16 protein-coding genes are annotated in these 22,659 nt (G+C 55.4%); 5 read left to right on the top strand and 11 right to left on the bottom strand.

All coding sequences use genetic code 11. The annotated features are described in order from the left end of the window. Positions 1-28: 28 nt before the first annotated feature. Positions 29-382 carry a hypothetical protein gene (locus H6F59_RS00660; protein WP_242021189.1) on the bottom strand — a complete coding sequence of 118 codons (354 nt, stop codon included), beginning with the start codon at positions 380-382 and terminating at the stop codon, positions 29-31. Between the two features lie 61 nt (positions 383-443). On the opposite strand from H6F59_RS00660, the gene H6F59_RS00655 reads away from it, so the two are divergent. Further along, positions 444-677 carry a helix-turn-helix transcriptional regulator gene (locus H6F59_RS00655; RefSeq protein WP_190694273.1) on the top strand — a complete coding sequence of 78 codons (234 nt, stop codon included), beginning with the start codon at positions 444-446 and terminating at the stop codon, positions 675-677. A 21-nt stretch (positions 678-698) separates the two neighbouring features. On the opposite strand, the gene H6F59_RS00650 is transcribed toward H6F59_RS00655, so the two are convergent. Both H6F59_RS00650 and H6F59_RS00645 read right to left on the bottom strand, forming a co-directional pair. After that, on the bottom strand, positions 699-1,370 hold the full coding sequence (locus H6F59_RS00650) for a hypothetical protein (RefSeq protein WP_190694271.1): 672 nt from the start codon (positions 1,368-1,370) through the stop codon (positions 699-701). After that, entirely contained in the window at positions 1,367-1,810 is a 444-nt protein-coding gene (locus H6F59_RS00645) for a hypothetical protein (protein WP_190694269.1), read from the bottom strand. Before H6F59_RS00645 ends, H6F59_RS00650 begins: the two co-directional genes overlap by 4 nt. A 630-nt stretch (positions 1,811-2,440) precedes the next feature. Here H6F59_RS00645 and H6F59_RS00640 point away from each other — a divergent pair. Further along, a complete protein-coding gene (locus H6F59_RS00640) occupies positions 2,441-2,707 on the top strand; it encodes a helix-turn-helix domain-containing protein (protein ID WP_190694267.1) in 267 nt (88 codons plus the stop codon). A gap of 415 nt (positions 2,708-3,122) precedes the next feature. Continuing rightward, positions 3,123-3,494, top strand: a complete 372-nt coding sequence (locus H6F59_RS00635; protein WP_190694265.1) for a transposase — start codon at positions 3,123-3,125, stop codon at positions 3,492-3,494. A 199-nt stretch (positions 3,495-3,693) separates the two neighbouring features. On the opposite strand, the gene H6F59_RS00630 is transcribed toward H6F59_RS00635, so the two are convergent. The 6 genes from H6F59_RS00630 to H6F59_RS00605 all read right to left on the bottom strand — a co-directional run bounded on the left by H6F59_RS00630 (position 3,694) and on the right by H6F59_RS00605 (position 15,355). Beyond that, the gene (locus tag H6F59_RS00630; protein ID WP_190694264.1) at positions 3,694-6,333 is read right to left on the bottom strand and encodes a CHAT domain-containing protein; all 2,640 of its coding nucleotides are present in this window, start codon (positions 6,331-6,333) and stop codon (positions 3,694-3,696) included. 240 nt (positions 6,334-6,573) lie between these two features. Further along, entirely contained in the window at positions 6,574-7,473 is a 900-nt protein-coding gene (locus H6F59_RS00625) for a calcium-binding protein (protein ID WP_190694262.1), read from the bottom strand. Between the two features lie 326 nt (positions 7,474-7,799). Continuing rightward, positions 7,800-8,459, bottom strand: coding sequence for a response regulator transcription factor (locus tag H6F59_RS00620; protein ID WP_190694260.1), 660 nt, complete (start codon positions 8,457-8,459; stop codon positions 7,800-7,802). Between the two features lie 50 nt (positions 8,460-8,509). After that, the gene (locus H6F59_RS00615; RefSeq protein ID WP_190694258.1) at positions 8,510-9,130 is read right to left on the bottom strand and encodes a hypothetical protein; all 621 of its coding nucleotides are present in this window, start codon (positions 9,128-9,130) and stop codon (positions 8,510-8,512) included. A gap of 144 nt (positions 9,131-9,274) precedes the next feature. After that, positions 9,275-10,960, bottom strand: coding sequence for a ShlB/FhaC/HecB family hemolysin secretion/activation protein (locus H6F59_RS00610; RefSeq protein WP_190694256.1), 1,686 nt, complete (start codon positions 10,958-10,960; stop codon positions 9,275-9,277). Positions 10,961-11,110: 150 nt separating this feature from the next. Further along, the gene (locus H6F59_RS00605) at positions 11,111-15,355 is read right to left on the bottom strand and encodes a filamentous hemagglutinin N-terminal domain-containing protein (protein ID WP_190694254.1); all 4,245 of its coding nucleotides are present in this window, start codon (positions 15,353-15,355) and stop codon (positions 11,111-11,113) included. Positions 15,356-15,608: 253 nt separating this feature from the next. On the opposite strand from H6F59_RS00605, the gene H6F59_RS00600 reads away from it, so the two are divergent. Together H6F59_RS00600 and H6F59_RS00595 are read left to right on the top strand one after the other, a co-directional pair. Beyond that, positions 15,609-17,495, top strand: coding sequence for a CHASE2 domain-containing protein (locus H6F59_RS00600; RefSeq protein ID WP_190694252.1), 1,887 nt, complete (start codon positions 15,609-15,611; stop codon positions 17,493-17,495). A 160-nt stretch (positions 17,496-17,655) separates the two neighbouring features. Further along, positions 17,656-18,444 carry a DUF928 domain-containing protein gene (locus tag H6F59_RS00595; protein ID WP_190694250.1) on the top strand — a complete coding sequence of 263 codons (789 nt, stop codon included), beginning with the start codon at positions 17,656-17,658 and terminating at the stop codon, positions 18,442-18,444. Here the strand turns inward: H6F59_RS00595 and H6F59_RS00590 are convergent. Continuing rightward, a complete protein-coding gene (locus H6F59_RS00590; RefSeq protein ID WP_190694248.1) occupies positions 18,419-19,066 on the bottom strand; it encodes an S-layer family protein in 648 nt (215 codons plus the stop codon). The genes H6F59_RS00595 and H6F59_RS00590 overlap by 26 nt on opposite strands. 347 nt (positions 19,067-19,413) lie before the next feature. After that, a complete protein-coding gene (locus H6F59_RS00585; RefSeq protein WP_190694246.1) occupies positions 19,414-22,617 on the bottom strand; it encodes a filamentous hemagglutinin N-terminal domain-containing protein in 3,204 nt (1,067 codons plus the stop codon). Between the last annotated feature and the right edge of the window lie 42 nt (positions 22,618-22,659).

Genomic DNA, 22,659 nt, shown 5'->3' with positions numbered 1-22,659 from the left:
ACATCATCATAGGGCTATAGTCCACAGCCTACATAGCGTGAGGTTTAGAGAAATATTTCACCAACATCCTCATCAATTCGCCCGGTTGACATTGCAGCGGCCTTTCAGGCGTAGGTGCTGGCATGAAGTCAGTCCACTCAAAGATTTCAGCAAAGCCACACATATGCATCTGCTGAAGCATCGCTTGGATCGCTTCCCGAGACCCGATTACCAAAAGCTTTACAGGCTCCCGATCAGGCCTTGGGTAATTGCTCAGCTTCTGTCTGATTTCAACGCTGACTAGCAGGTTATGGTCAGCACCACTCACCTCTGAACCGATGAAAGCTGTAGGGGTTAACACAACACGAACCTCAGATAGTCCTATCGCCATATTAGTATCCATATATGGATACGTCAACACATATGGATTCGCATGACCATCCGTCCTCTGAAATGATGAGGATATGGGCAAAGCAGGTTATGTTCTCAAACAGGTGCTGGAGCAATACGGCATCACTCAATATCGTTTCGCGGCAACTATGGGCGTTGGGCGCAACAGTGTTTATCGCTGGTGTAGCGGCAAAATTGACCCCACAGGCGACACCATCTTAGAAATTGTGCAGGTTCTCAAAACCATGAACCCCGATGCTGCTGAAGCGTTTGTCAGTCAGTACATCGGTCGCGAAATTGACGAATAACATGTCACTAGCTGCTCAACCTTAGCGCTCCAAGTTCCTGGCCCGAGGCGGCATTCGCTGCGATTGCCCTACCTGGAGCGACTGAATCGCCTGCACCTGGGCTACCGTCCCTCGGGCATACTGCTCAATCGTTGGCGGGGCCATCCCCTGCACATCCTGCTGAAAGCGAGCATACGGCCCTTGGTGCAGCAGTGCCGCTACGGATTCTCCTGATTCCCCAGCCCCCAGCGCTGCCGCCGTCACCTTCTGATCCAGCTGAATTGCGGTCAGGTCACTGCCCACATAGTCCCGATAGAGATCCGGGTAGCTCTGAATTTTTCCTGTCACCGAGCAGGCATATTCCAGATACCGCTGCTGCTGGAGACTATCCACCGTCCTCTGGGCGTACTGAAGCAGTTTGGGTAGTGCCTCTTTCTTCTCCGTATCAGACAATCCCAAAATCTGCTGCTGGGTAAATGGCCCTTGAGCCAAGAGTTGAATTACCTGCCGGGGAGCCTTGCCGTTCTGTAGCGCGGTTCTGGCCACCTCCTGATCCAACCCTTGGGCTGACGTGGGGCTGTCACTGTAGCGGGTGTATAGGCTGTCGTAGTCCTTGGCATCCTTGAGCGAGGCCTTGGCTAGCGCCAGGTATTGCTGGCGCATCAATCGCCCTTTCTCGGTCTCTGGCTCCTTCGGCAACTGGAAGTCGCTCATAGGGCATCGGTGAACTCGTCGAGCAAGTCAGCCGGAGCCGCGACGGTCATGGGCTGTACCAAAGCGGATCCACTGATTGTCTCGGGCTGTAGATTCTCCGCCTCGGTGGCCCCTACCAATTCAGTAGCGTCGGGCCGAACCAGGCCCAGCTCAAATTCCTCGCGCAAGTGTTGAATCTGAGCTTCCATCTGCCAGATGGACTGCTGCGCCAGGTCGCGCAACTCGGCCTCTGAGTAATTGCCGGAGTGCCGGTAGGCGAAGGGCAACCAGAAGGCGCGGGTCGCTGTGGCCGCTTTCTCCTTACCGTTGTAAGTGTCGTGGATGAGCCAGAAGTAGGTGATGCCATTTGGGGAAGTGCGATCGGGCTCAAAGATGAAGCGCACTCTGGGTTTATTTTTGGAAGAGCCGTCGGAGGATGATGCAGAAGGCCTTCTAGGCATGGTGTTCTTTTACAGATAGTGCAGGTTCTTGTTTTAACTAGAGCACCTTTCTGAGTGAATTGTAGCGCCTCAAAGCTGAGGTGATGCTGCCTATTTCTTAGACTTGCTCAGCACTCACTAGCCGAGCGGATTCAGTGCGGAATCAAGCATTATTTTTGCTTCAGCACCCCTTCTACACCGTCATTTTGCTTACCGAAGGGCACGTCCAATAATGACCAAAAGCACCTAACGACAAGGATTTTGGGTACCGCATTGGGTACTTTTACATAACTTTACTCGGCGAGTGAAAAGCTCACCTACCTTTGTTTCCAGGTATCGCAAGCTTCTACCTGGGCACTCAAAAAGTGGTTTGGGCACTCGTTTGGGCACTCAGATTTTGACGTGGAAGCTGCAAAGCCCCTGCGGTAAAGGCTTTAGGGGTTAGGGACGCTGCGATCGCACCGCATAGGTCAGGAGTTCGAATCTCCTATTCCCCATTCTCAAAAACACCTCAAACCACTACGCAACAGAGGTTCCAATGGTGCAGAAATTTTGGAAACCTTTAGGGGCGATTATATCCAAGTCCGCTTGGAGGAGCATAACTAGGGGGATTGCAATTAGGACTGTGCAATGCCTAACTAAGTACAAGTTGTGGATTATCTGGCAGTAGATGAGCTAGAGCGTCGCTACCGAGACGCCAAAGGGGGCATCAAGCGCTCCCACTACCAAATCATCTGGTTTCTAGCTCAAGGTCGCTCTCCAGCAGACGTACCAGCCTCAACGAGCTACAGCCGTGACCGGATTTACAAACTGTTGAGGCGCTACAACGAGCAAGGCCTTAGTGCCCTTGGCGACCAACGGCGTCATAATCCGGGGCAAGCCCCCCTGGTGAATGCGGTTCAGCAGGCTCAACTCTAGCAAGCCCTTTAAATGCCGCCTGGAGATGGCGACCTGTCGGATGGTCCTAAAGTAGCTCGTTGGATGAGTGAGGTGCTGGGCTGCCCCATTCATCCTCAACGCGGGTAGGAGTACCTCAAGAGTCTGGAGATGCGCCGCCGTCGTCCTCGCCCTGAGCACGTCGAGAGTGACCTCGACACTTAGGAAGCGTGGAAAAAAACTCGCCTAAACCGTAGCTGACGTCCAAGCCGCTCATTACCAAGCCCAGGTTGAGGCTTGGGCAGAAGATGAGCACAGAATTGGCCTTCACCCCGTCAACCGCATGGTCTGGGTACCGCTGGGTCACATCCCCATTGCTCAGGTCAACTGGAAATACCAATGGCTATGGCTCATGGGCTTTGTTGAGCCCATGACAGGGCAGACCTACTAGTGGATCGTGCCAAAACTCAACGGGCAAATGTTCAACCAAGTCCTCGCTGATTTCGCCGCCCATTTTGACCTTAGTCCCGACAAGCGCGTTGTCCTGGTGTTGGATCAAGCGGCCTTCCACACAACCGCCAACGTCGTTGTCCCTGAGGGCATCCATTTATTGTTTCTGCCCCCTAAGTCCCCCGAGTTGCAGCCCTCAGAGCGTTTCTGGCCAGCGACCAATGAGGCCATCGCCAATCGAAGTTTCGAGTCGTTAGACCAATTAGAAGCGGTCGTAGCCCAGCGGTGTCGAGTCTTGCTCAACCGACCGGCGTTCAATTCGAGGACTGACGGGCTTTCACTGCTGGATGAAGGCTGTGGGCTAATTGTGCCTATCTAAACAGATTTAATATTACTATTACGTCCACTACTATCCCTACGTCACAGATTTAATATTACTATTACGTCCACTACTATCCCTACGTCTATTTCCTGTTTAGTACGGAGTGTCGAACAGCAGTTAAATTTCTAGAATGAGAGTGGCTGCATGAACTCCTTGTTTCCATAGTTGCCACTCTATAGGCCAACAACCTTTGGGTTCAAAGCCAGTTGCCCACTAAGATTAGCGGTGCCCACTTACCGGGGGTAACACTAGGGCCCCGCCGAATAGCTTGAATTTGAGCTTGCTGGAGCGCTTGGGCTTTATTGAGATGGGGCTCTTTCAAAAACCGATAAAAATCTTGGCTGATTTGAGCTGTGATGGCATCGTCGGCCTGCCAAAGGGAGGCGATCGCACTTCTAGCCCCAGCCCGAATCGCCACTCCAGCCAGACCCAAGGTGGCGCGATCATCCCCGGCGGCAGTGTCGCAGGCTGTGAGCATGACCAGGTCAATCTGTGGGTTGTTGGGGTTCCCCGCTTGAATGAACGCCTCTAGCTGGCCAAAGGTGACGGTCTCCCCCTGCCCAGTGATGATGAAATTTTCCGTAGGGTCGGGGCTAAACTGCCCGTGGGTGGCAAAGTGTAGAATGGAAAAGGGGGTTTCTTGCAGGGCCTGCTTCAGTTGGGCTTGGCTAAAGGCCTCATCGAGCAGCGCCTGACTGCCCGGCAGCGCTGCCAAGACCGAGGCCACCTCCGTCGGTACCGCTGGAATAGGCGGAAATCGCCGCCCCGCAGCAACCACCGCCTGGCTGCTGCCCAACACCAGAGCCTGCAAATTCTCAGGACGCGAGGGTGCAGCGGTGGTCAGGGTGAGAGCGGGGGTAGTAGCTATGGCATATTTCTCAATTAGAAACTGGCCGCCGTCATAGAGCGCCGCCATGGGCACGCTGCGCAAAAAACCGTCGTGGATAAATACCAGGGTCGTAATGTTGCCTGCTGTGAGAGCCGGTTCTAACGGCTTGATCAGCTGACCGTAGAGCTGTTCGGCCACGGTGGTGGCGTAGGGTTCGGTGTAGAAGGCCTCTAACCCTAGGCGAAACTGCACAACGGTGTCTCTCAACTGGGAGCTGTTGTCAATCCAGACGAGCTGTGGAGGTTGATTGGGCAGGTTAACGATTAAGGCCGTGCGCTGGGGCAGGACGACCGAGCTAATAACGGCGGTATTAGTGCTTTGAGCCAGCAGATCGACTCGGGCCTGGGCGATGGGGTTGAGAATGCAGTCGTTGCCAAAGTAATTTTGCAACTCGGCTAGCCGCAGGGCATCGGCGGTGACCAGGGCCGACTCTAGGGCAGAGGCGGATGGGAGCAGGTTTTGCTTAGCCGCTGCCTGAAGACTGGTCACCCCCGTCAGTTGGAGTTCAATCAGCTCGCGGTAGAGGGGTTCGACGGTATCTCGAAAGTCAAACTGCACGTCGCGATCGGCCACCAAAATTTCGGTACGAATGCTCTCTAAGGTGGTTACAGCTTGGGTATAAGCAGCGATCGCTGCTCTAGGGTCGCCCTGGAGGCGAGCGATGCGGCCTGCTTGCCACTGCCACAGGTAGAGGCTATCGGCGGCCGCTAAACCTTGAGTGGCGGCTACCTGGGCTTGCTGGGTCAGGGCCACGGCGGCATCCAGCTGACTCTGGCACTCGCGCAGGTGGCCCAGCTCTCCTAGAGCAAAGGATTGGGCGCGGTGGTCGCTGATTTGGGTGGCGATCGCCGCTCCGCGGTCGAGCCAGGTCTGAGCTTGGGCCTCGTCGCCGGACAAGGCACAGCGAAAGGTGGTGCCCACCGGCTGATACGACCGACCGACGGCGATCGCTCCGTAGGCCAGGGTTCGACTGGCTGGCAGCTGAGCTACCAACTCGCCCAGCCGCTGGCGGGTCGCATTCACAGCTGTTGGGTCGTCTTGCTGGCGATAGAGGGGCAGCAGGTTGAGTCGGGTTTGCCATTCTGCGGCCAGGTTGGCCTGTTGCTGAGCCCATGCAAGCGCTTGTTCTAAAAGCTGTCGGGCCTGCTGCGCTTGCCCCTGGGCCTGGCCGCTAAAGGTGTTGGCAATGCCGGTTAGCCCTAGCTGGCTAGCCGCCTCTGCTCGGCGGAAGTCAAGGCGCGATCGCCGCTGAAAAATGCTGCCTAGGCTGTTGAGCAATGGCCCCTCAAACTGACCATACCCCGACGCCTGAGCGAGCTTCAGCCCACGCTGTAAAATAGCTTCGGCCTCTGGGTAATCGCCCTGCAGACGATAGGCTTCACCCAGACTGCCCAGGGCCGCCACTTCACCCAGGGCGTCGTCAGTAGCGGTGGCCAGAGCAAGGGCCGAACCGGGGGTGCAGGAGTCTGCGGGGGCCTCGGCCTGGGGTAGGCAGAGCAGGGCGATCGCCCGCCGGTGCTGCCCCAGACTCAAATGCACCTGAGCCTGCTCAGTTAAGGTGCGCCCCAGGTGCAGCGGGTCGCCCAGCTTGCGGTAGAGGGTCGTCGCCGCCGCCCAAGCGTCTAGCGCCTCTGCGGGTTGCCCCACTTGCTGATGGGCTCTGGCCAGATTTTCGTAGACTAGCACCCGCTGCGATGGCTCAGCGCCAGAGCCATAGCTCTGTAGCGCCCGTTGCCAGCGATCGATGGCGCTCCGGTAGTCGCCAGCTTGGTAAAAGGAAACCCCTGTTAGCACCAGCTGCTCTGGGGTGCCAGCCTGAGTCGCGATCGCATCGTTCGCCAGCCCCAGTGACGACCAACCCTGGCCGCCCCAGATTGCCAGCACCAGCCCCACCAAAAACAGTAGGCCCCACAAGCCCCTTAGGCGACGACGCAGATGGTTTGGCATCGAGACACACCCCTATTTACATAGCAAAGTAGCCTGTTGGGCTGGTTTTACCGAAGCTTGGCAACAGCTAAGCCCCAGGGTACCAGAGGATCTCAGGCAGGGCACCAGCCCGTTCTTCTCAGGAATGGCATAGAGAGTCGCCAGCGCTGCGGCTATGACCCCAAAAAAACTCTAGCAACGCGGAGCGACCGCACTGCTAGAGGGGAAAGCATCAGCGAAAATTAGGGCGATCGCCCAACGTTAGGCAGCAATGAAATCAAACGTAGGCACCACGTTTGTCGTATCTTGCACAACGCCAATCAGATCACCGCCAAAGAAGATCAGAGTATCGGTAGCTAGCCCTCCAGAAAGATCCTGGAACGCGATGCCGTAATTGCTGGCGCTACCCGTAACCTGAATTTTGTCGCCCTCTAAATAGTTGAAGTCGGTAATAGTGGCATAACCATTGTCGAGGTAGTAGAGGCTGTTGGCATCGCCGAGAGCAAATACATCGGCCCCCGAGCCACCCTCAAGCACATCAAACTCGCCGAATGTAAAGCCGAAGCCATTGAGGAAATCGTTGCCAGAACCCCCGCTCAGCGCATCGCTGCCGCTGCCCCCCAGGACGATGTCGCTGCCCTTGCCGCCAATCATCCAATCGTTGCCGGAGTTGCCGAATAAAAAGTCATCGCCGCTGTTGCCGTTAAGAATATTGTTTTGAAAATCACCAGCAATAACATCATTCTGGGTTGTGCCAACAACATCAATGAAATTTTGAACTCCTAGCCCAATAGTGCCAATGCCGGGAATATCATTAACCACTAAATTGTTGATAGAAAGATCCACGTTAATCGATACAATGCCGCTGTTGCCCGAAGACGCATCAATAGTATTAAATTGTCCAATCGCACCAATAACGTTGTCGACAGACACAATTTTGTCAACTCCGGCAGCTCCCTTGCCGACGAATCCACCGGCTTCTAGGGTTATGGGCTGGCCAAGCATGCTGTAGTCGACTGTATCAATGCCAGAGCCGCCTTTGATTAAGTCATTGCCAAAACTGCCGTAAATGTAGTCGTTACCCCCAAATGATGCAATAGAATCATTGCCAATGGTACCAGTCACAACATCGCCAAAAACACTGCCGTTGATGATAGCCATAGGTTTCTCCAAAGAATAAGAATGAAATGTCTAAGCCGTCTTGTGGTTGAGTTTCGTAACTCTTTCAGGGCTCAATGCAGTCATGAGATGACAATGAAGAGAAGCCTTATTCAGAAGTTTTGTTGAACGACTTGGCTCTCTATGGTTATTAGATTAGAGTCTTCAAACTCTCTAGTCAGGGGGTATAAATGCCAACAAAATGGTTTGAACCCGTCAAGTAAGTTGCCGAAAACTACAGCAATAAAAAAGCGGCCCCACAGTGGAGCCGCCGATAGAAATCACCTACTATTGCAGACGATTAGAGGTGGGAAAGAATGTGCGATCGCTCAGTCGATCAGCCCTTCCTCGCGGGCGCGAATTTCGGTTTGAATGCGAATATTTTTGCCGGGGTCGGGGTAGACCCCCAGGGCATCTTGCACCTTACTCCAGTAGTGGCGCACCGTGCGTTCTGAGACATTCATGCGATCAGCAATGGCCTTATCTTGTAGCCCTTCTTTAAAGGCGAGCTGCAACACGTGCAGCCACTCAGGCTTGACCTCCAGACCGCTGCGCATATCTTTCGGGGTGTAAATTAACCCCTGCATAGCCCAGCTCACCTTGGTCAGCATTTCATGCAGGGGCAGGCTTTTATCGACGATGGTAAAGCCCCCTTGGTGAGCGTCGATCGCTGGTTTGAGCCGCACCAGCGATTTGACATGGGCGCTCTGTACCACGATGTTGAGCTCGGGGTGCTGTTGCATGAGCGATCGCAGCAGGCCAATTCCTGTCTCGGGCAGCGAGGGTGCCCCGGCTTTTTCTGGAATAGACAGATCGACTACCAGCAGAGCGGGCAAAACCGTCGCCACACTGGTCGCAGCCTCGTGGGCAGTGCGCACGGTGCGAATATTGGCATCGGGATAATCTTTTTGCAGAGCGCTCACGGTGCCACTGAGCACGGCGTCGTGGTCATCAACGACTAGCAGTTGTTGGCGTTGGGGAGTAGTCATAGGGTTTGGGGAATGCAGCAACAAATTAGATGGGCGATCGCGGTGATCCGCTACCAGTCAAAGAACCAGCGGAGGGTGGCGACCCCGTGGGTAGCGCTGGCCCGACCCTGGCTGAACAGGTCAAAGGTGGTGAGGTAAGCCCGCCAAGCCTCCGATTGATCTAGGTCTAGCAGGGCAGGAGGAACGGCAATTTCGTACTCAACAGAGACCGTCAAACGTTTGCCGTCGGAGCATTCTGCGAGACTCACAACGCAGCTCTGAGGCAGGCTGGGCTGGGCCGCCAGGGTTTGCCCCAAATGCTTTAAAACTGACAGCAGCAGCATGGTGTGCTCGACCGGTTCAGTAGGCCATTGGCTAGGTGACTCTGCTCTGGTGGCTACCTGCGGCGGCCAGTCTGACAACGCCTGCTGAATCGCCAAAGGCAGCGAGTCGTGCAGGTAAGGAGAGCTGAGCCGGTTGCCCAAGGCTTCAAGCGAGTGGTACAAGTGCTCGACCGCAGCCAAACTGCCGTCGCCAGGCAGCAACTCAAGCTGCCGCCGCACCGCGAACAGGTCTTGCAGCAGACCGTTGCGAATGGCATCGGCTTCCCGGTTTAGCCACTGGGCCTGGTGCCGGTGCCACCAGCACAACAGCCAGGCTGAGTCAATAACGGGCTTAACAAGCTTTGTCAAACAAGTTCTCCCTCGCTGTGCTAGCCGAGATGGATTCCCTAGCTGCTCTCAACTCTAGGGCGACTCAACCAGAATTAAACCGCATTTGCCGCCAGAGACCTTGCACTTTTCTGCAATCCGGTTTTCTTTCCTTGACGACCTGTTCTAAAGCGGTTGATAGGTAAAGGTGAAGTAGAACCCGTTTTCTTGCCAAGAGCTGCCCCGGTTCGGTACGCCGATCAGGGGAATACCGTAGGTGAAGCCCAGGCTGGCGGCGGGGATGGGCTGCCACTGCACCCCCAGACCAGTGCCGAGCAGCACAGAGGGGGTGGGGCTTTCGGTCAGCGTGTTCCAGCCGGTGCCTGCATCTACAAAGGGAATCAGCAAGAGCTGGTTGGGGGTGGCCGACAGGGGAATACGCAGCTCGACCGAGCCGACCACGGCGTTGTCGGTGACGATTTGGTTTTGGGCATAGCCACGTACGGTGTCTTGCCCGCCGACGCTAAAGCGCTCCAGGGGCAGCAGCGAGTTGGGGGTGAGTTGAGCGTTGACGCGGCTGACTAGCAGCAGGTTGGGCGACACCCGTTCGACCCACTGAAATTGGCCCAGCCAAGCAAAAAAGCGGCCATCGGTGCCGGTGTCGTTGACGGTGGCATCGAACAGACCCAGACCTAGGCTAAACTGCGATCGCGCTGCCACCACCCGCCGCAGATCCCGCGCCAGCCAGTCTTGGGAAAACCGCAAGGCGCTTACCTTCGCCACCCCATTCTCTGGCCCCACCGAAAACGAAAAGGGAATGTCGTTGAGAATAAAGCTGCGACTTTGGCGCAGGTCGAAGGCCAAACCCAGGGCAAACTCCTGGCTGATGGAGCGGCTCAGGGGTTGACGTACGCTCAGCGCCAGGGTTTGGCTGTTGCTGCGAATGCCCGCATCGACAAACTGGGGCGTGACAATGCGGCTGCTGGCGTTTTCGTAGCGCACTTGCAGGGTGCCGTCGCGGGCATTGAGGGGCAGACCGTAGCGCAGCTCGTAGAGGTTTAGCCCCTGGGTGTGGCCGTAGCGCAAACTGGCGGCATCCCCTAGACCCAGCACGTTGCGGTGCTGCACCTGGGCTTCGGCTTGCCACGAGCCAATACTCGATGACTGGGAGTTGTCGAGGGTAACCGCTGCTGAGAAGGGGTCGGCCTCCGCCACGTCGAGAATCAGAATGTTTTGCCCTGGACGGCTGCCGGCGGTGAGTTCGGCATCGACGCGCTCCAGCAGGGGGTCGATTTGCAGCAGGCGCAGGGCATCTTCGACCTGGGCAATTTGCAGGGGCGACTGGGTAGCTAGAGCAATGCGATCGCGCACATAGCCCTCTCGCAGTCGGCCCAACCCATTTACCTGAATGGTCTCGACCCCACCCTCAATCACCTGAATCTGCACCACCCCGTTACCTAAGTCTTGATTGGTAGGCAAAAAGGCCCCAGAGGTGACGTAACCCTGGATCTGGTACAGCTCGGTAATGGCGGTACGCAGCTCGAGCAAATCGGCCAGTGATAGGGCATTCCCCTCCCAGGGCTCCACTAGAGCGGCGATCTCATCCTCCAAAACAGTGTTGCCCACCACCTCAATGCGGTTGACGGTAAACACGAGTTCACCCGCCGGAGGACTGGCTTCCTCAGGGTTGGGTTCGGGGCGCAGCAGCGGTTCCTCGGGCGGAATCGGCTCGGGCAGGGGTGGGTTAAGGGGGGCTGGTCGGCTGGGCCCAGTCGGCTCTGGCAGGTCGGGCGGCGTCTGGGCCTGAGCCCCTAGGTTGAAGGCCAGCACCACTATCAGGGCACCCAGCCCGGCAGGAAATAGATGCATCATAGAATAGCGTCTCTCAATCACAGCAACGGCGACCAGAGGAAGAATGTGGGTGAGCGGCAATTGCCTTGGCTGCCCAACTATCCAGCATGTTGATGAGGGAGTCAATGTAGAAACCGGCCAGTTTAGCGATCTGCGTTGCGGTTCAAGTTTCTAGCTACTGGGGGCTGAGCGATCTGCACAGCGACGGCTGAGTACCAGGCGGCCATCGGGCAGTTGATACACCCCGTCTGGTTCTCGAATAACGGATGCGGTAGGCTCATCTACCGTGCGCACGGTGCCGGTGGGGTAGGCCGAAATTGCTCCATCCCCCGGGCTAAGCGGCAGCCCGCCACCGCCCGTGACGGTAAAAGACCCCAGCCCCGGCTCAGTGCGGGCAATGCAGCTACCGCTAGTCAGCGCTGCCGTATCTACCAAGGTATCTTCGAGCGCTGTAAGGCCGCTTTCGATAAAGCTGGTATCGAGCGTATCTACGGCGATCACTCCGCTTACCCCCAGTTCTGAGGTGGCGGTGATGTCGCTGAGAGGGCTGCGATCGCGCCTCGGCTCAATGCCAAAGATGCCCCGCGCGGTGACAGACACATTGCCCCCCGCCCCAGCAAAGGCATCGGCGCGAATGTCGCTGTTTTCGCTAGGGATGGCGACGATAAAAGGTGCTCGAACGGTGATGTTGCCGCCGTTGCCCCCGGCCTGGGCAGTGCCCGCTGTAGTCGAAATGAGGCCACCGTTGCGCAACAGCAGCACCTGACTCAGGTCGATGACAATGTTGCCGCCATCGACCGCTGCCGACTCGGCAATTAGCTGGCCGCCGTCGAGCACCAGGCGCGGAGTGTTGCCCAGATCGCCAATGATCAAGTTGCCTGCCGCGCCCGCTGCACTAGAGCGCACCGAAATGGTGCTTTGGGGAATAAAAAGGCGGGCGATGCTGGGCCTGTTAGCGGCTTGGGCCGCAAAGGTTGGGTTGCTGCCAGACACCAAAATACTGTCGGTGGCATTAACCCGCACGGTGCCCGCCGAACTTCGGCCTTCGCTGTTGGCTAAGACTTGACCACCGTTGAGCACCTGTACCTGGTTGGCCGAGAGATCAATGTTGCCGCCTGCCCCACTGAGGGAAAACTCGGTAGAGGATTGGAGACTGCTGGGGAAGCCCGATCGCGTACTATAGCCATCGACTGTGATGCGATCGCGCGCCTCCACCTGAATATTGCCCGCTGGCCCACGTCCCACGGTTGTGGCGCTAATAACGGCTCCCTCAGCCACCGATAAAGTTCCTGTTCGCACCGCAATATCGCCACCTTCGCCAATGCCAGTAATGCCCACAGTGCTGAAGAATGCACTACGAAAAAAATCATCATCCTGAAAGAGAACTTCGCCCTCTAGAGACACTGTATTTGCGGCATCAATTTCAATATTCCCAGCATCGCCGTTGCCAAAGGTGCTGGTCTGAAGCTGTGCGCCATTTACCAAAGACAAATCTTGAGCCTGAATGCGAATGGTGCCGCCATCCCCATTGCCTATGCGAGATCGACCCGTTCCGTCGCCCACAATGGCAACCAGCCGGGCGTCATCTAGAAAGACACGACCTGCGGCTTCCACTACAATATCGCCGCCGTCTCCCTGGCCAAAAGTGCTGGTTTGTAGAGCGGCTAAATCGGTCAACGACACTGAATTAGCCGTCAATCGAATCGTTCCAGCATCACCGACTCCGTTTCTGTTAACAGAACTGCTAGCCCCACTCGAGCGAATGCGATTGTCAGCGATGATCGCACCGGAGAATTGGGCATCACCGCGAACGTTCAACGTAATATTACCTGCATTCCCAAACCCATCAGTATCCGACTCAAACGCCCCGAAATTGGTAGCGGTTAGCGTTCCGGTATTTACCTGAATGTTGCCCGCATCCCCCCTGGCATCGGTGTACACTGCTGTTGAAACAAGCGTTTCGTTATCTAAAGCTGTTTCTTCCTGAATATTGAGTAAAATATTTCCTCCGTTTCCGTTTCCTGATGTCACAGCTGTTAGCTGACCTTCTGAGAGAGAAAGTGATCGAGCCGTAATTTGAATATCGCCTCCGTCCCCGACACTTCCTTCTCCTGCAAATGCAAAAATTCCACTCGAAAAATTACCAGGGCTTTTCCCATTGAATACTGCTGAATCTGCCACAGAAATCAAGATATTTCCAGCGTTTCCTGTACCCAGAGTATAGGCAAGAAACTGAGAGCCTCTGGTAATTGACAGTGAGGCTGAATCTATGAAAACATTGCCAGCAGAACCCCTACCACTGCGTTCTACTGTGCTAAAGATAGTTGAGTCATTATCGAATGAAACCTCGCCAATTGCCAAAATTTCAATACTGCCAGCGTTGCCAGCACCAAACGTAGAGGACTGTATGCGAGAGCTATTATTTGCTGCAATGCGATCGCGAGCATTAATCATAATTTCTCCCGCATTCCCCTGAGCAAAAGTCGTCGTGTTAATCCGACCCCTATCCATAAGAACTGAGCCGGATTCCAACGTGATGTTGCCAGCATTGCCGATCGCCGTTTCCGAATCAATACTACTTTCAATTCTTGCGGTGTTGCTTAACGAAATGTAGTTACCAGCCTGAACATAAATATCTCCACCATTGCCTGAAGCATTTTCATCGTCAGTAACGATACTTTGAATCGAACTTGGAATTATGAGAAAATTAGGTTCGCCAGTTCCTGGAACAGTTGTAGTGCCCCGAATGCCAAAGCCATCCAATAAAACGAAATCACGAGCTTGGATAGAGATATTGCCAGCGTTGCCCTGACCGCGTGTTAGGGATTGAATAGTACCGCTGTTGGTCAATGCTACAAAACCAGCAGTGACTCTAACATCACCTGCTGTGCCCGTACCTTCTTCCTCAATAGTACTAAAAATGGCACTGCCGGGCCTGCCTTGAATAATTCCGTCAATAATTAGGCCATCTTGAACATCAATGACGACGTTGCCGCCACTGCCCTGACCATTGACGCTCGTATCTAGTTTGGCGCTGTTTGTCAGAGATAGCTCCCTGGCTGTGATTTGAATGTCACCTCCTGGGGATTGAGATCTGCCAAAAACTGAGCTAAAAATGGCGCTGGGAAAACCGTCTAGGCTAACGCGATCGCGAGCATTAACCACTACATTGCCAGGCACTCCGATGCCAAATGTGCTGGCACTAATCTGAGCACCATTAATCAGTGAAAGATTGGTCGTATCAATCGTGATATTCCCTCCATTGGCGGCTACGTCTTCGCCCCCAAGGCTAAACACATTGGCATCATCTAAGACAATGTTTTCCGCAACCCGAATGTTGATATTACCGGCATTGCCAGAACCGATGGTGCTGTTGCTAATTTGCGATCGCTGAGCAGTGAGTGTACCAGCTTCAATTTCAATATCGCCAAGCTTGCCTATCGCGTCTGTAAAAATAACATTGTTGACTAAGCTATTGTCCTCAATACGTATAGTTTCAGTTGCCCTGATCTGTATATTGCCGCTTTGGCTTTGGCTAGTGCCTAGCCCGGGGGGGATACCTGCACTCAGCTGACTGTCAGAAATAGTAATGTTGCGTCCAGTTAGGGCAATACTGCCGCCGTCATTAGCGGTAACATCCAGCACTGAATCATTACCAATCAGAATATCGGCCCGTCCCATGGTTTCTGGAAAAATCAAGCTACCGTTAGGGGCGAATGCTACGGCACCGTTCCCGGCCACAGCAGCTAGCTCAATGCGGCCCCCAACCGCAGAACCTACGTCTAAAATGCTGCCATCCAGCGTAAGATTTCCGCCTGCCAACACAAGATTTTGTCCAGCCTCGACCCCTAGGATTCCTTGGCTAGTGATAGATCCCTGATTGAGCTGATTAAACCAGAGGGCTGAGGGGGCAACGGTGAGAATCGGCAGCGGGTTTGGATCTGCGACACCAAAGCTGCCCTGTTCGCCAAACTGAATGGCGCTGGCCGTTGTCGCGGTAAATGCTCCCTGCACATCCAGCCGAGCACCGGGGCCAAACACCAGCCCGTTGGGGTTCATCAAAAACAAATCGGCTGCGCCATCGACCCCCAGAGTGCCAAAGATATTCGACGGGTTGCCCCCGGTGATGCGGCTAAAGATGGCTTCAACCCCGGCAGGGTTGGCAAAGTAGACCCGCTGCCCGGCATCCACATTGAACTCAAAAAAACTGTGGAACAGATTGTCGCCCTGCACAGCGCCGCCGCCAATCAGCTCGACGAGATTGCCTTGCACGGGGGCATTGGGAGTCACCGTTGAGCTTTCGACCCCCAAGGTGGCGTCGGGCACCAGCTGCGCCAGGGCGGGGGGAGCAGCGGGGAGGATGGCGATCGCCCCTAACACCAACATGCCGCAGACAGGAAGGGGAGAGTAGGGCATAACCAGGGGCAGAGAAAAAGCACCCAAACTTTAGCATCTGTCTCAGTTTTGAGACGGTCGAACCTTGAGATCAGCGCATGGTTTAACGGGGTTGAATCTGCGAACCTGACGAACTTGTCCTGCCCTAGACGACATTGCGTAGGTTTCAGCAAGCGGGTTAACGTAACTCTGCAACGTTCTAGCGCTAAGGTTTTGTAGGCTTGGCTTAGCGGTGATTTCACCCGTCCTGACCGTCACGTAATCCCTTAGCCCTATGAAACCCTTTGACGAACTTCGGCACAGTTGGCAGCGCCGTTCCCCAGCAGGGAAACTGCCGTGGCGGCAGGTGGTGCCCGGTGTGGTGGTGCTGGGGCTGGTGGTAGGTGCTCGACTGCTGGGGCTGTTTCAGGGTCTGGAGCTGAAGATGTTGGACCAGCTGCTACGCTGGCGACCGGCCGAAGCTACAGACGAGCGGGTACTGATTGTCAGCATTGACGAAGCTGATATTCAGCGGCTGGGCACCTATCCTGTGCCCGATGGCGTGCTGGCCGAGCTGCTGCAAACCCTGGCGGTGCATCGGCCCCGTGCGGTGGGCATCGACATTTACCGCGATATGGCGGTGGAGCCGGGTCATGCGGCCTTGGTCGAAACTCTGGCGACTCTGCCCTATGCGATCGCCATTGAGAATATTTTGAGCAATCCGCCGGTGGCGGGGCCAGCCTACCTGCCCCCGGAGCAGGTGGGGTTTGTGGATTTTCCCCAGGACGACGATGGGTTTGTGCGCCGGGTTCTGCTGGGGTCGCCTAATGCAGTAGGAGAGTTTCGGTTTTCGCTGGCGCTGCGGCTGGCGGAGACCTATTTGCAGGCAGAGGGGCTAACTTTGGAAAATGGCCTGCGTGACCCCTGGGCTATGCGCTTTGGGGCTACGGAATTTTCTCAGATTTCTCCCCATGCGGGCGGTTATGTGAGGACCGATGCCGGGGGGCACCAGGTGTTGCTCAACGGGCGCAGTGGCCCTCAGCCCTTTCGGCGGGTGTCATTGCAGCAGGTGCTCGATGGCAGCGTAGACCCTACCTGGATTGAGGATGCCATTGTGCTGGTGGGCATTACCTCGTCGAGCGCGAAGGACTTTCTCAACTCGGTAGCGGTGGCGGTGGACAGTCCAGGGCTGGTGTATGGAGTAGTGATGCAGGCCCACGCCACCAGCCAATTGGTGAGTGCAGTGTTGGACGATCGCCCCCTGCTGCGCCCCTGGCCCGACGGCCTGGAGTATCTATGGATCGTGCTGTGGGGCGGGGTGGGCACGGTGCTGATCTGGGGAGTCAGATCGCCCTCCTGGTACCTGTTGACGATGGGCCTGATTGGTTTGGGTCTGGTGGGGGTGAGCTTTGGCCTGCTGTGGCTGGGGGGCTGGTGGATACCGCTGGTGCCAACGCTAGTAGTGTTTAGCGTCAATGGGCTGGTGCTGCCGGGGTTTTATCTGTATGACCAAACCCTGCGATCGAGCATTGCAGAGCGCCAGCAAATTATTGACCAAACCTACAGCGCCATTCACAACGGTCCCCTGCAAACCCTGGCCCTGCTACTGCGGGAGGCCGAACCCGCCTCCTGGGCCGAAGCCCGACCCAGGCTAGAGCGCCTCAATCAGGAGCTGCGCGATATTCGCGAAAGTCTGCCCGCTGCCGCGCCGCCGGAAAGCGAGGCCATTCCCCTGCACGAGCAGCTTTGGAACACCTACACAGCGACTCTGGCGCGGGGCGAGCAAGACTTTCCAGGGCTGCGATCGCTCAAGCTTAAGGTGGTCACCTTTGAACCCCTCAGCACCCTGGGCCTTTCGGCTGACGACCGGCAGGGCCTCTGTCAGTTTTTAGAAGAGGCCCTGCTCAATGTCGGCAAGCACGGCGTGAACGTGACCCGCCTCACTGTCGTCTGCCAGGCCACCGACACCGAAAACCTGATTCAGGTGATCGACAACGGCCAGGGGCCCTACTCTCTCAACACCTCCCCTGCGGGTACGGGCTGGGGCACCCGCCAGGCCAAACAGCTGGCCCAGCGATTGAACGGGCAGTTTAAGCGCGAGTTTAGCAGCGCGGGCACCTGTTGCGAACTGCGGTGGCCCCTGGTCGTTCAGCGTCGTCTGGGGTTTAGGGGCCTGACCTGATGAGGTGACGAGAGGTAAACCTTGCCCAAGGGCGATCGCCCTTTACCGAAACCGGCAACGCCAGTGACCGTTAAGCGTCGATGAACTGGCGCAAAATTTTGCTGATTCGCTGGGCCGCTCATTTAATCTTAGGAGCACACCTACAGAACGGTAATTAGGGATGCACAAACCAGCGATCGCGGCGGCACTTTTGACTGTCAGCAGCCTGACCGGCATTTTTCTATCGGTGGGCAACCCCAGCTGGGGCAATGAGGTGACCTTAAATGCTCCCCTTCTGATCGCTCAAAGCTCAAATCGCCGTGGTTATGAGCCGCCGCCCACGTCTCGAGCACCTCGCCGCACGGTAGGCGGCGGCACCCGAGGCGGTTGCGATGGCAGTGCCCCCATCAACCTCACGGCGCTGGCCCCTCAGTCACACATTGGCGCAACGGCGGCGAGTCGCCCCACTTTGGTCTGGTACGTGCCCGACGAAACCCCTTACCAAATGCAGCTTCAGCTCTATCAGTATGCGGCAGCCGAGGGTGACGAGTTAACGCCGGTCAAAACCTTCAATCTGGGAGAAAGCCAGCCCGGTTACAAGTTGTTTACTCTGCCTGATGACGAACCCGCGCTAACGGTGGGCAGCACCTACCGCTGGAAGGTGATTTTGCAGTGCAACCCAGGACGACCTTCCCAGGTGGCGCTAGATGAGGCCGACCTACAGGTGGTGGCCGCAACGAGTGGGGCTGCGATGGGGCAGGGCAATCTGGTCGATCGCGCCGAGCAGGCGATCGCAGACGGGCTCTGGTACGATGCGATCGCCCTACTCTCTGAGACTCCAGTTTCTACAGAGGCCGCCGCCTATCGCCGCGACCTGCTGGCAGGGTTGGCCGATCAGGAGGCTTTGAACCCCAACGACGGCATCTCTCTATTTAGCGATCGCCTCAGCTACTTGGCCGAGCAAGAGTAGTGCCCTGGTCGCAGGCCCGGCCCAGCACCAGGCGACCGTCGGGGAGTTGGTACACGCCATCGGGCTCTTGAATGCTGGTGGCCGTAGGCTCGTCTAGGGCACGCACCGTGCCGGTAGGATAGGCTGAGATGCCCCCATCGCCAGGGGTAGAGGGCAACCCGTCACCCCCGGTAACCACGAAGGAGCCTAAGCTGTCCTGGCTGCGGGCAATGCAGCTCCCAGCGGTGAGGGCACTGGTGTCAACAAGGGCGTCGGTCAGGGCCGTCAGGCTGTTTTCGACAAAGGTGGCGTTGCCTACAAAGATTTGCCCCGACTCGATGCCGCCGGTGGCGTTGATATCGACGCGATCGTTGCCGTCTAAATCTAGCAGCTCGTTTAGGCTTAGGTTGCTTACAGAAATGCTGGGATTTTGCCCAAAAAAGGTGGTGCGGCTGAGGTCAATGATGCCGCCGCGACCATCGGAAGAAAAGGCCAGAATATCGCTGTCTTCGAGAGCGATGAGGAAATTGGATGCGATCGTAATGTTGCCGCCACCCCCATCACCTCGACCCACAAAAGTTTGAATATCTCCATCATTCCTAAGAATGACCCGGCCTGCCTGAATATTTACTTGTCCTCCCAATGCTGCCTCCGCACTAGTTGTAATAGTTCCGTTATCAACTAATAGGCTCTCTAGAATTGACAAACTAATATCTCCAGCATCATTACTGCCGAAGCTGTTAGCGACTAAGGCTGCTCCTTGAAAAACCTCTAAATTTCTAGCAGAAATCTGTACATTTCCACCCTGACCTTCTCCTCCGGGTGCTATGTTGCTAAAAGCTCCGCTAGGGTTGCCATTAATGGAGCCAATACCACCAAAATGAGCTAATTCCTTAATCCCTAAAATTATATTACCCGCATCCCCTACCCCAAAAATACCGGCAACCAACTGCGCCCCGCTGAGGACTTCGAGGTTGCGGGCGTTAATCTCTATATTGCCGCCTTGGCCTTGCCCACTAGGCTCAACACTGCTGAATACACCACTGGTTCTTCTATTGAGGGGTTGGAACCGACAAACAGAGCTAATTCCTCAATCTCTAGGATCACATTGCCTGCATCTCCTAGCCCCAAAGTACCAGTGACTAATTGTGTTCCACTGAGAACTTCGAGATTACGGGCACTAATTTTCACATTACCACCCTTACCTTCTCCAGTAACTTGAACACTGCTAAAAACGCCCCCCGAGCTACCGTCAACAGGGTCAAAGCCAGCAAACCTGGCTAGCTCCTCGATATTCAAAATCACGCTGCCTGCATCTCCTAACCCTAATGTTGCAGTACTTAACAATGCCCCATTAAGGACTTCGAGATTGCGGGCGCTAATTTGCACATTGCCGCCTTGGCCTTCCCCATCAAGCTCAATACTGCTAAATGCACCGCTAGGTCTGCCATTGAGAGAATTAGAACCATTAAACTGAGCCAGTTCTTCAATTTTGAGGATGACGCTACCTGCATCCCCCGGCCCAAAAGCACCTGCACTTAGCTGCGCTCCATTAAGGACTTCGAGATTGCGGGCGCTAATTTGCACATTGCCACCTTGGCCTTCTCCATCAATCTCAATACTGCTAAATGCGCCGCTAGGTCTGCCATTGAGAGAATTAGAACCATTAAACTGAGCCAGTTCTTCAATCTCTAAAATCACATCGCCTGCATCACCCAGCCCTAAACTACCAGCAAATAACTGCGCCCCGTTAAGGACTTCGAGGTTGCGAGCGCTAATTTGCACATTGCCACCTTGGCCTTCTCCGCTAGATCCAACACTGCTATCAACGCGACTAGAAATACTATTGAGGGGGTTAGAACCACTAAGCTGAGCCAGCTCCTCAATCTCCAAAATCACATCGCCTGCATCTCCTAGCCCCAAACTACCGGCAAACAACCGTGCCCCATCAAGAACTTCAAGGTTACGAGCGCTAATCTGCACGTTGCCCCCTTGGCCTTTTGCATCAAGCTCAATACTGCTAAATGCGCCGCTAGGGTTGTTATTAAGGGGGTTAACACCAACAAACTGAACCAGCTCCTCAACATCCAAAATTACGTTACCTGCATTTCCCAATCCAAAAGTACCGGCACTTAACTGCGCCCCGTCACGAACTTCAAGGTTGCGAGCGCTGATCTGCACATTGCCACCCTGACCTTCCCCGTCAGGTTCAATACGGCTAAATACACCACTAGGTCTGCTATTAAAGGCATTGAATCCAGAAAACCGAGCCAGTTCCTCAATCTTTAAAACTACGTTGCCTGCATCGCCTAGCCCTAAGGTGCTGGCAAACAACTGTGCTCCATCAAGCACTTCGAGGTTACGAGCGCTGATCTGCACACTGCCGCCTTGACCCTGCCCCCCAGCTTCAATACTGCTTAATGCGCCGCTAGCTCTGCCGTTAAAGGGGTTAGCACCAATAAACTGGGCAGTGTCACGAATATCAAATAAAACGTTACCCCCTCGCCCTGCACCCAAAACTAGCGCATTTATTCGTGCACCATTCAAAACTTCTAGATTATCCGCATTGATGAGAATGTTACCGCCAGCGCCTTTCCCTCCTACATTGAGGTTAGCAAATATCCCTGTAAGACGGTTGCCGTTGGCACCATCAAAACGAGCATTATTACCAGCATTAATCACCACATTCCCTCCGTTTTCTATAGAGGTAGTATTAATAAAACTATTAATTAAAGAAACATCTGCGCGAGCATCAAAATATACTAACCCCCCCTGCCCGATAGGATTGCTGACATCAATGCCACGGCCCAAAATTCCCTCACCTGTGACTGTGATGCTGCCTTTAGCCAAGTCCGTGTTGAATTGGTATTGGTTTGTTAGCAGTACCAAACTGTTTGGTGCTGTAATCAAAACATCACCAATATTGATGTCTGCACTTGAAGGAAAATTTGTGACGAATTGTTCGCCAAAGATTCTGTCAGTAGATTGATCAAAACCTGTCAATATATCCAAGGGCGGTGTCCCGAGTATTTCTGGGCGTACCCCAGATCGCACGTCTAATGTAGGCTGAGCACCGCCATCAACTTGGACTACTGTGCCATCTGAGAGCGTAACGGTCTCTTGCAAAAAATCAATTCCCAAATTCCCTGGATCAGGAGCCGTGATTGCGACAGTGCCAAGAGTAACGTTACCCCCAGCCAAAATGTGCAGTGAACTGCCCACGTAGGTCTCAATAAAGACATTGCCAAAGGTGCGGATAACTGGGTCGATGGGGCTGTAGAGGCTGCCACCGCTGCCGTTGAGGGTTTCTACGGTGAAGTTGCTGCCGCTCCAGTAGTGGGCGTCGCCGCCGACGGGGTTTTGCGATCGCAGCACCATATTGCCATAGCTATACAGTCCGCTGTCGGGGTGGCTGAGGGCCACAATATCCACCTGCTCATTGCCCTGCACCAGCAGATCGCCCCCGGCAAACCCCACAAACGGCGCATCTACCGCATCGCGAATCTGCACGGTATTGCCTAGCAGGGTTAAATCGCCTCCTGCTGCTACCTGCCGCTGCAAGTCAAGTTGGTTGGCGGCCAGGGTGAGGTTTTCGCCTGCAGCCAGCGGTGCTCGGCTTTCGATATTGCCAGACGACTCGCTTAAATAGTTGCTAAATAGAGCGCTGGGGTTCACCGTCAGCAGGCTGCTCTGCTCTGGGGCCGTGGCGCTGTAGACCCCGTCGCCCAAAGGAATGGCCTCGGCAGTGCTGGCGTAGAACGAACCTTGGATATCGAGGGTGGCGGTTTCGCCGAACACCAGCCCGTTGGGGTTGATCAAAAATAAATCTGCCGCGCCATCGACCCCCAGGGTGCCAAAAATGGCCGAGGGGTTGCCCCCAGTAATGCGGCTGAGAATGGACTCGACCCCTACTGGGTTAGCGAAGTAAAGCCGCTGCCCGGCATCGACGTTGAACTCTAGAAAACTGTGGAACAGGTTGCTGCCGCGCAGGGCACCGCCTTCAATCAGGTCAGCTTCGCTGCCGCGCACCGGCACATTAGGGGTCACGGTAGAAGACTCATTACCCAGGGTGACATCGGGCGTAACTTGCGCCTGGGCTGGCGGTGCTCCTGTTATTGAGAGCAAAACCAGGGTCGTAGTCAGCGGGAGTGACCTTGTCAGCAAGGTTTTGCTCAAAGCAGGAAAAATAGCCATAGATGCGGTTTAGAGCATAGTTCATGGCAACCCTACCACAGG

Source organism: Nodosilinea sp. FACHB-141, from assembly GCF_014696135.1.
Taxonomy (GTDB): Bacteria; Cyanobacteriota; Cyanobacteriia; order Phormidesmidales; family Phormidesmidaceae; genus Nodosilinea.
The sequence above is the reverse complement of the archived record's forward strand: the minus strand, read 5'-3'. Positions and strand labels throughout refer to the sequence as shown.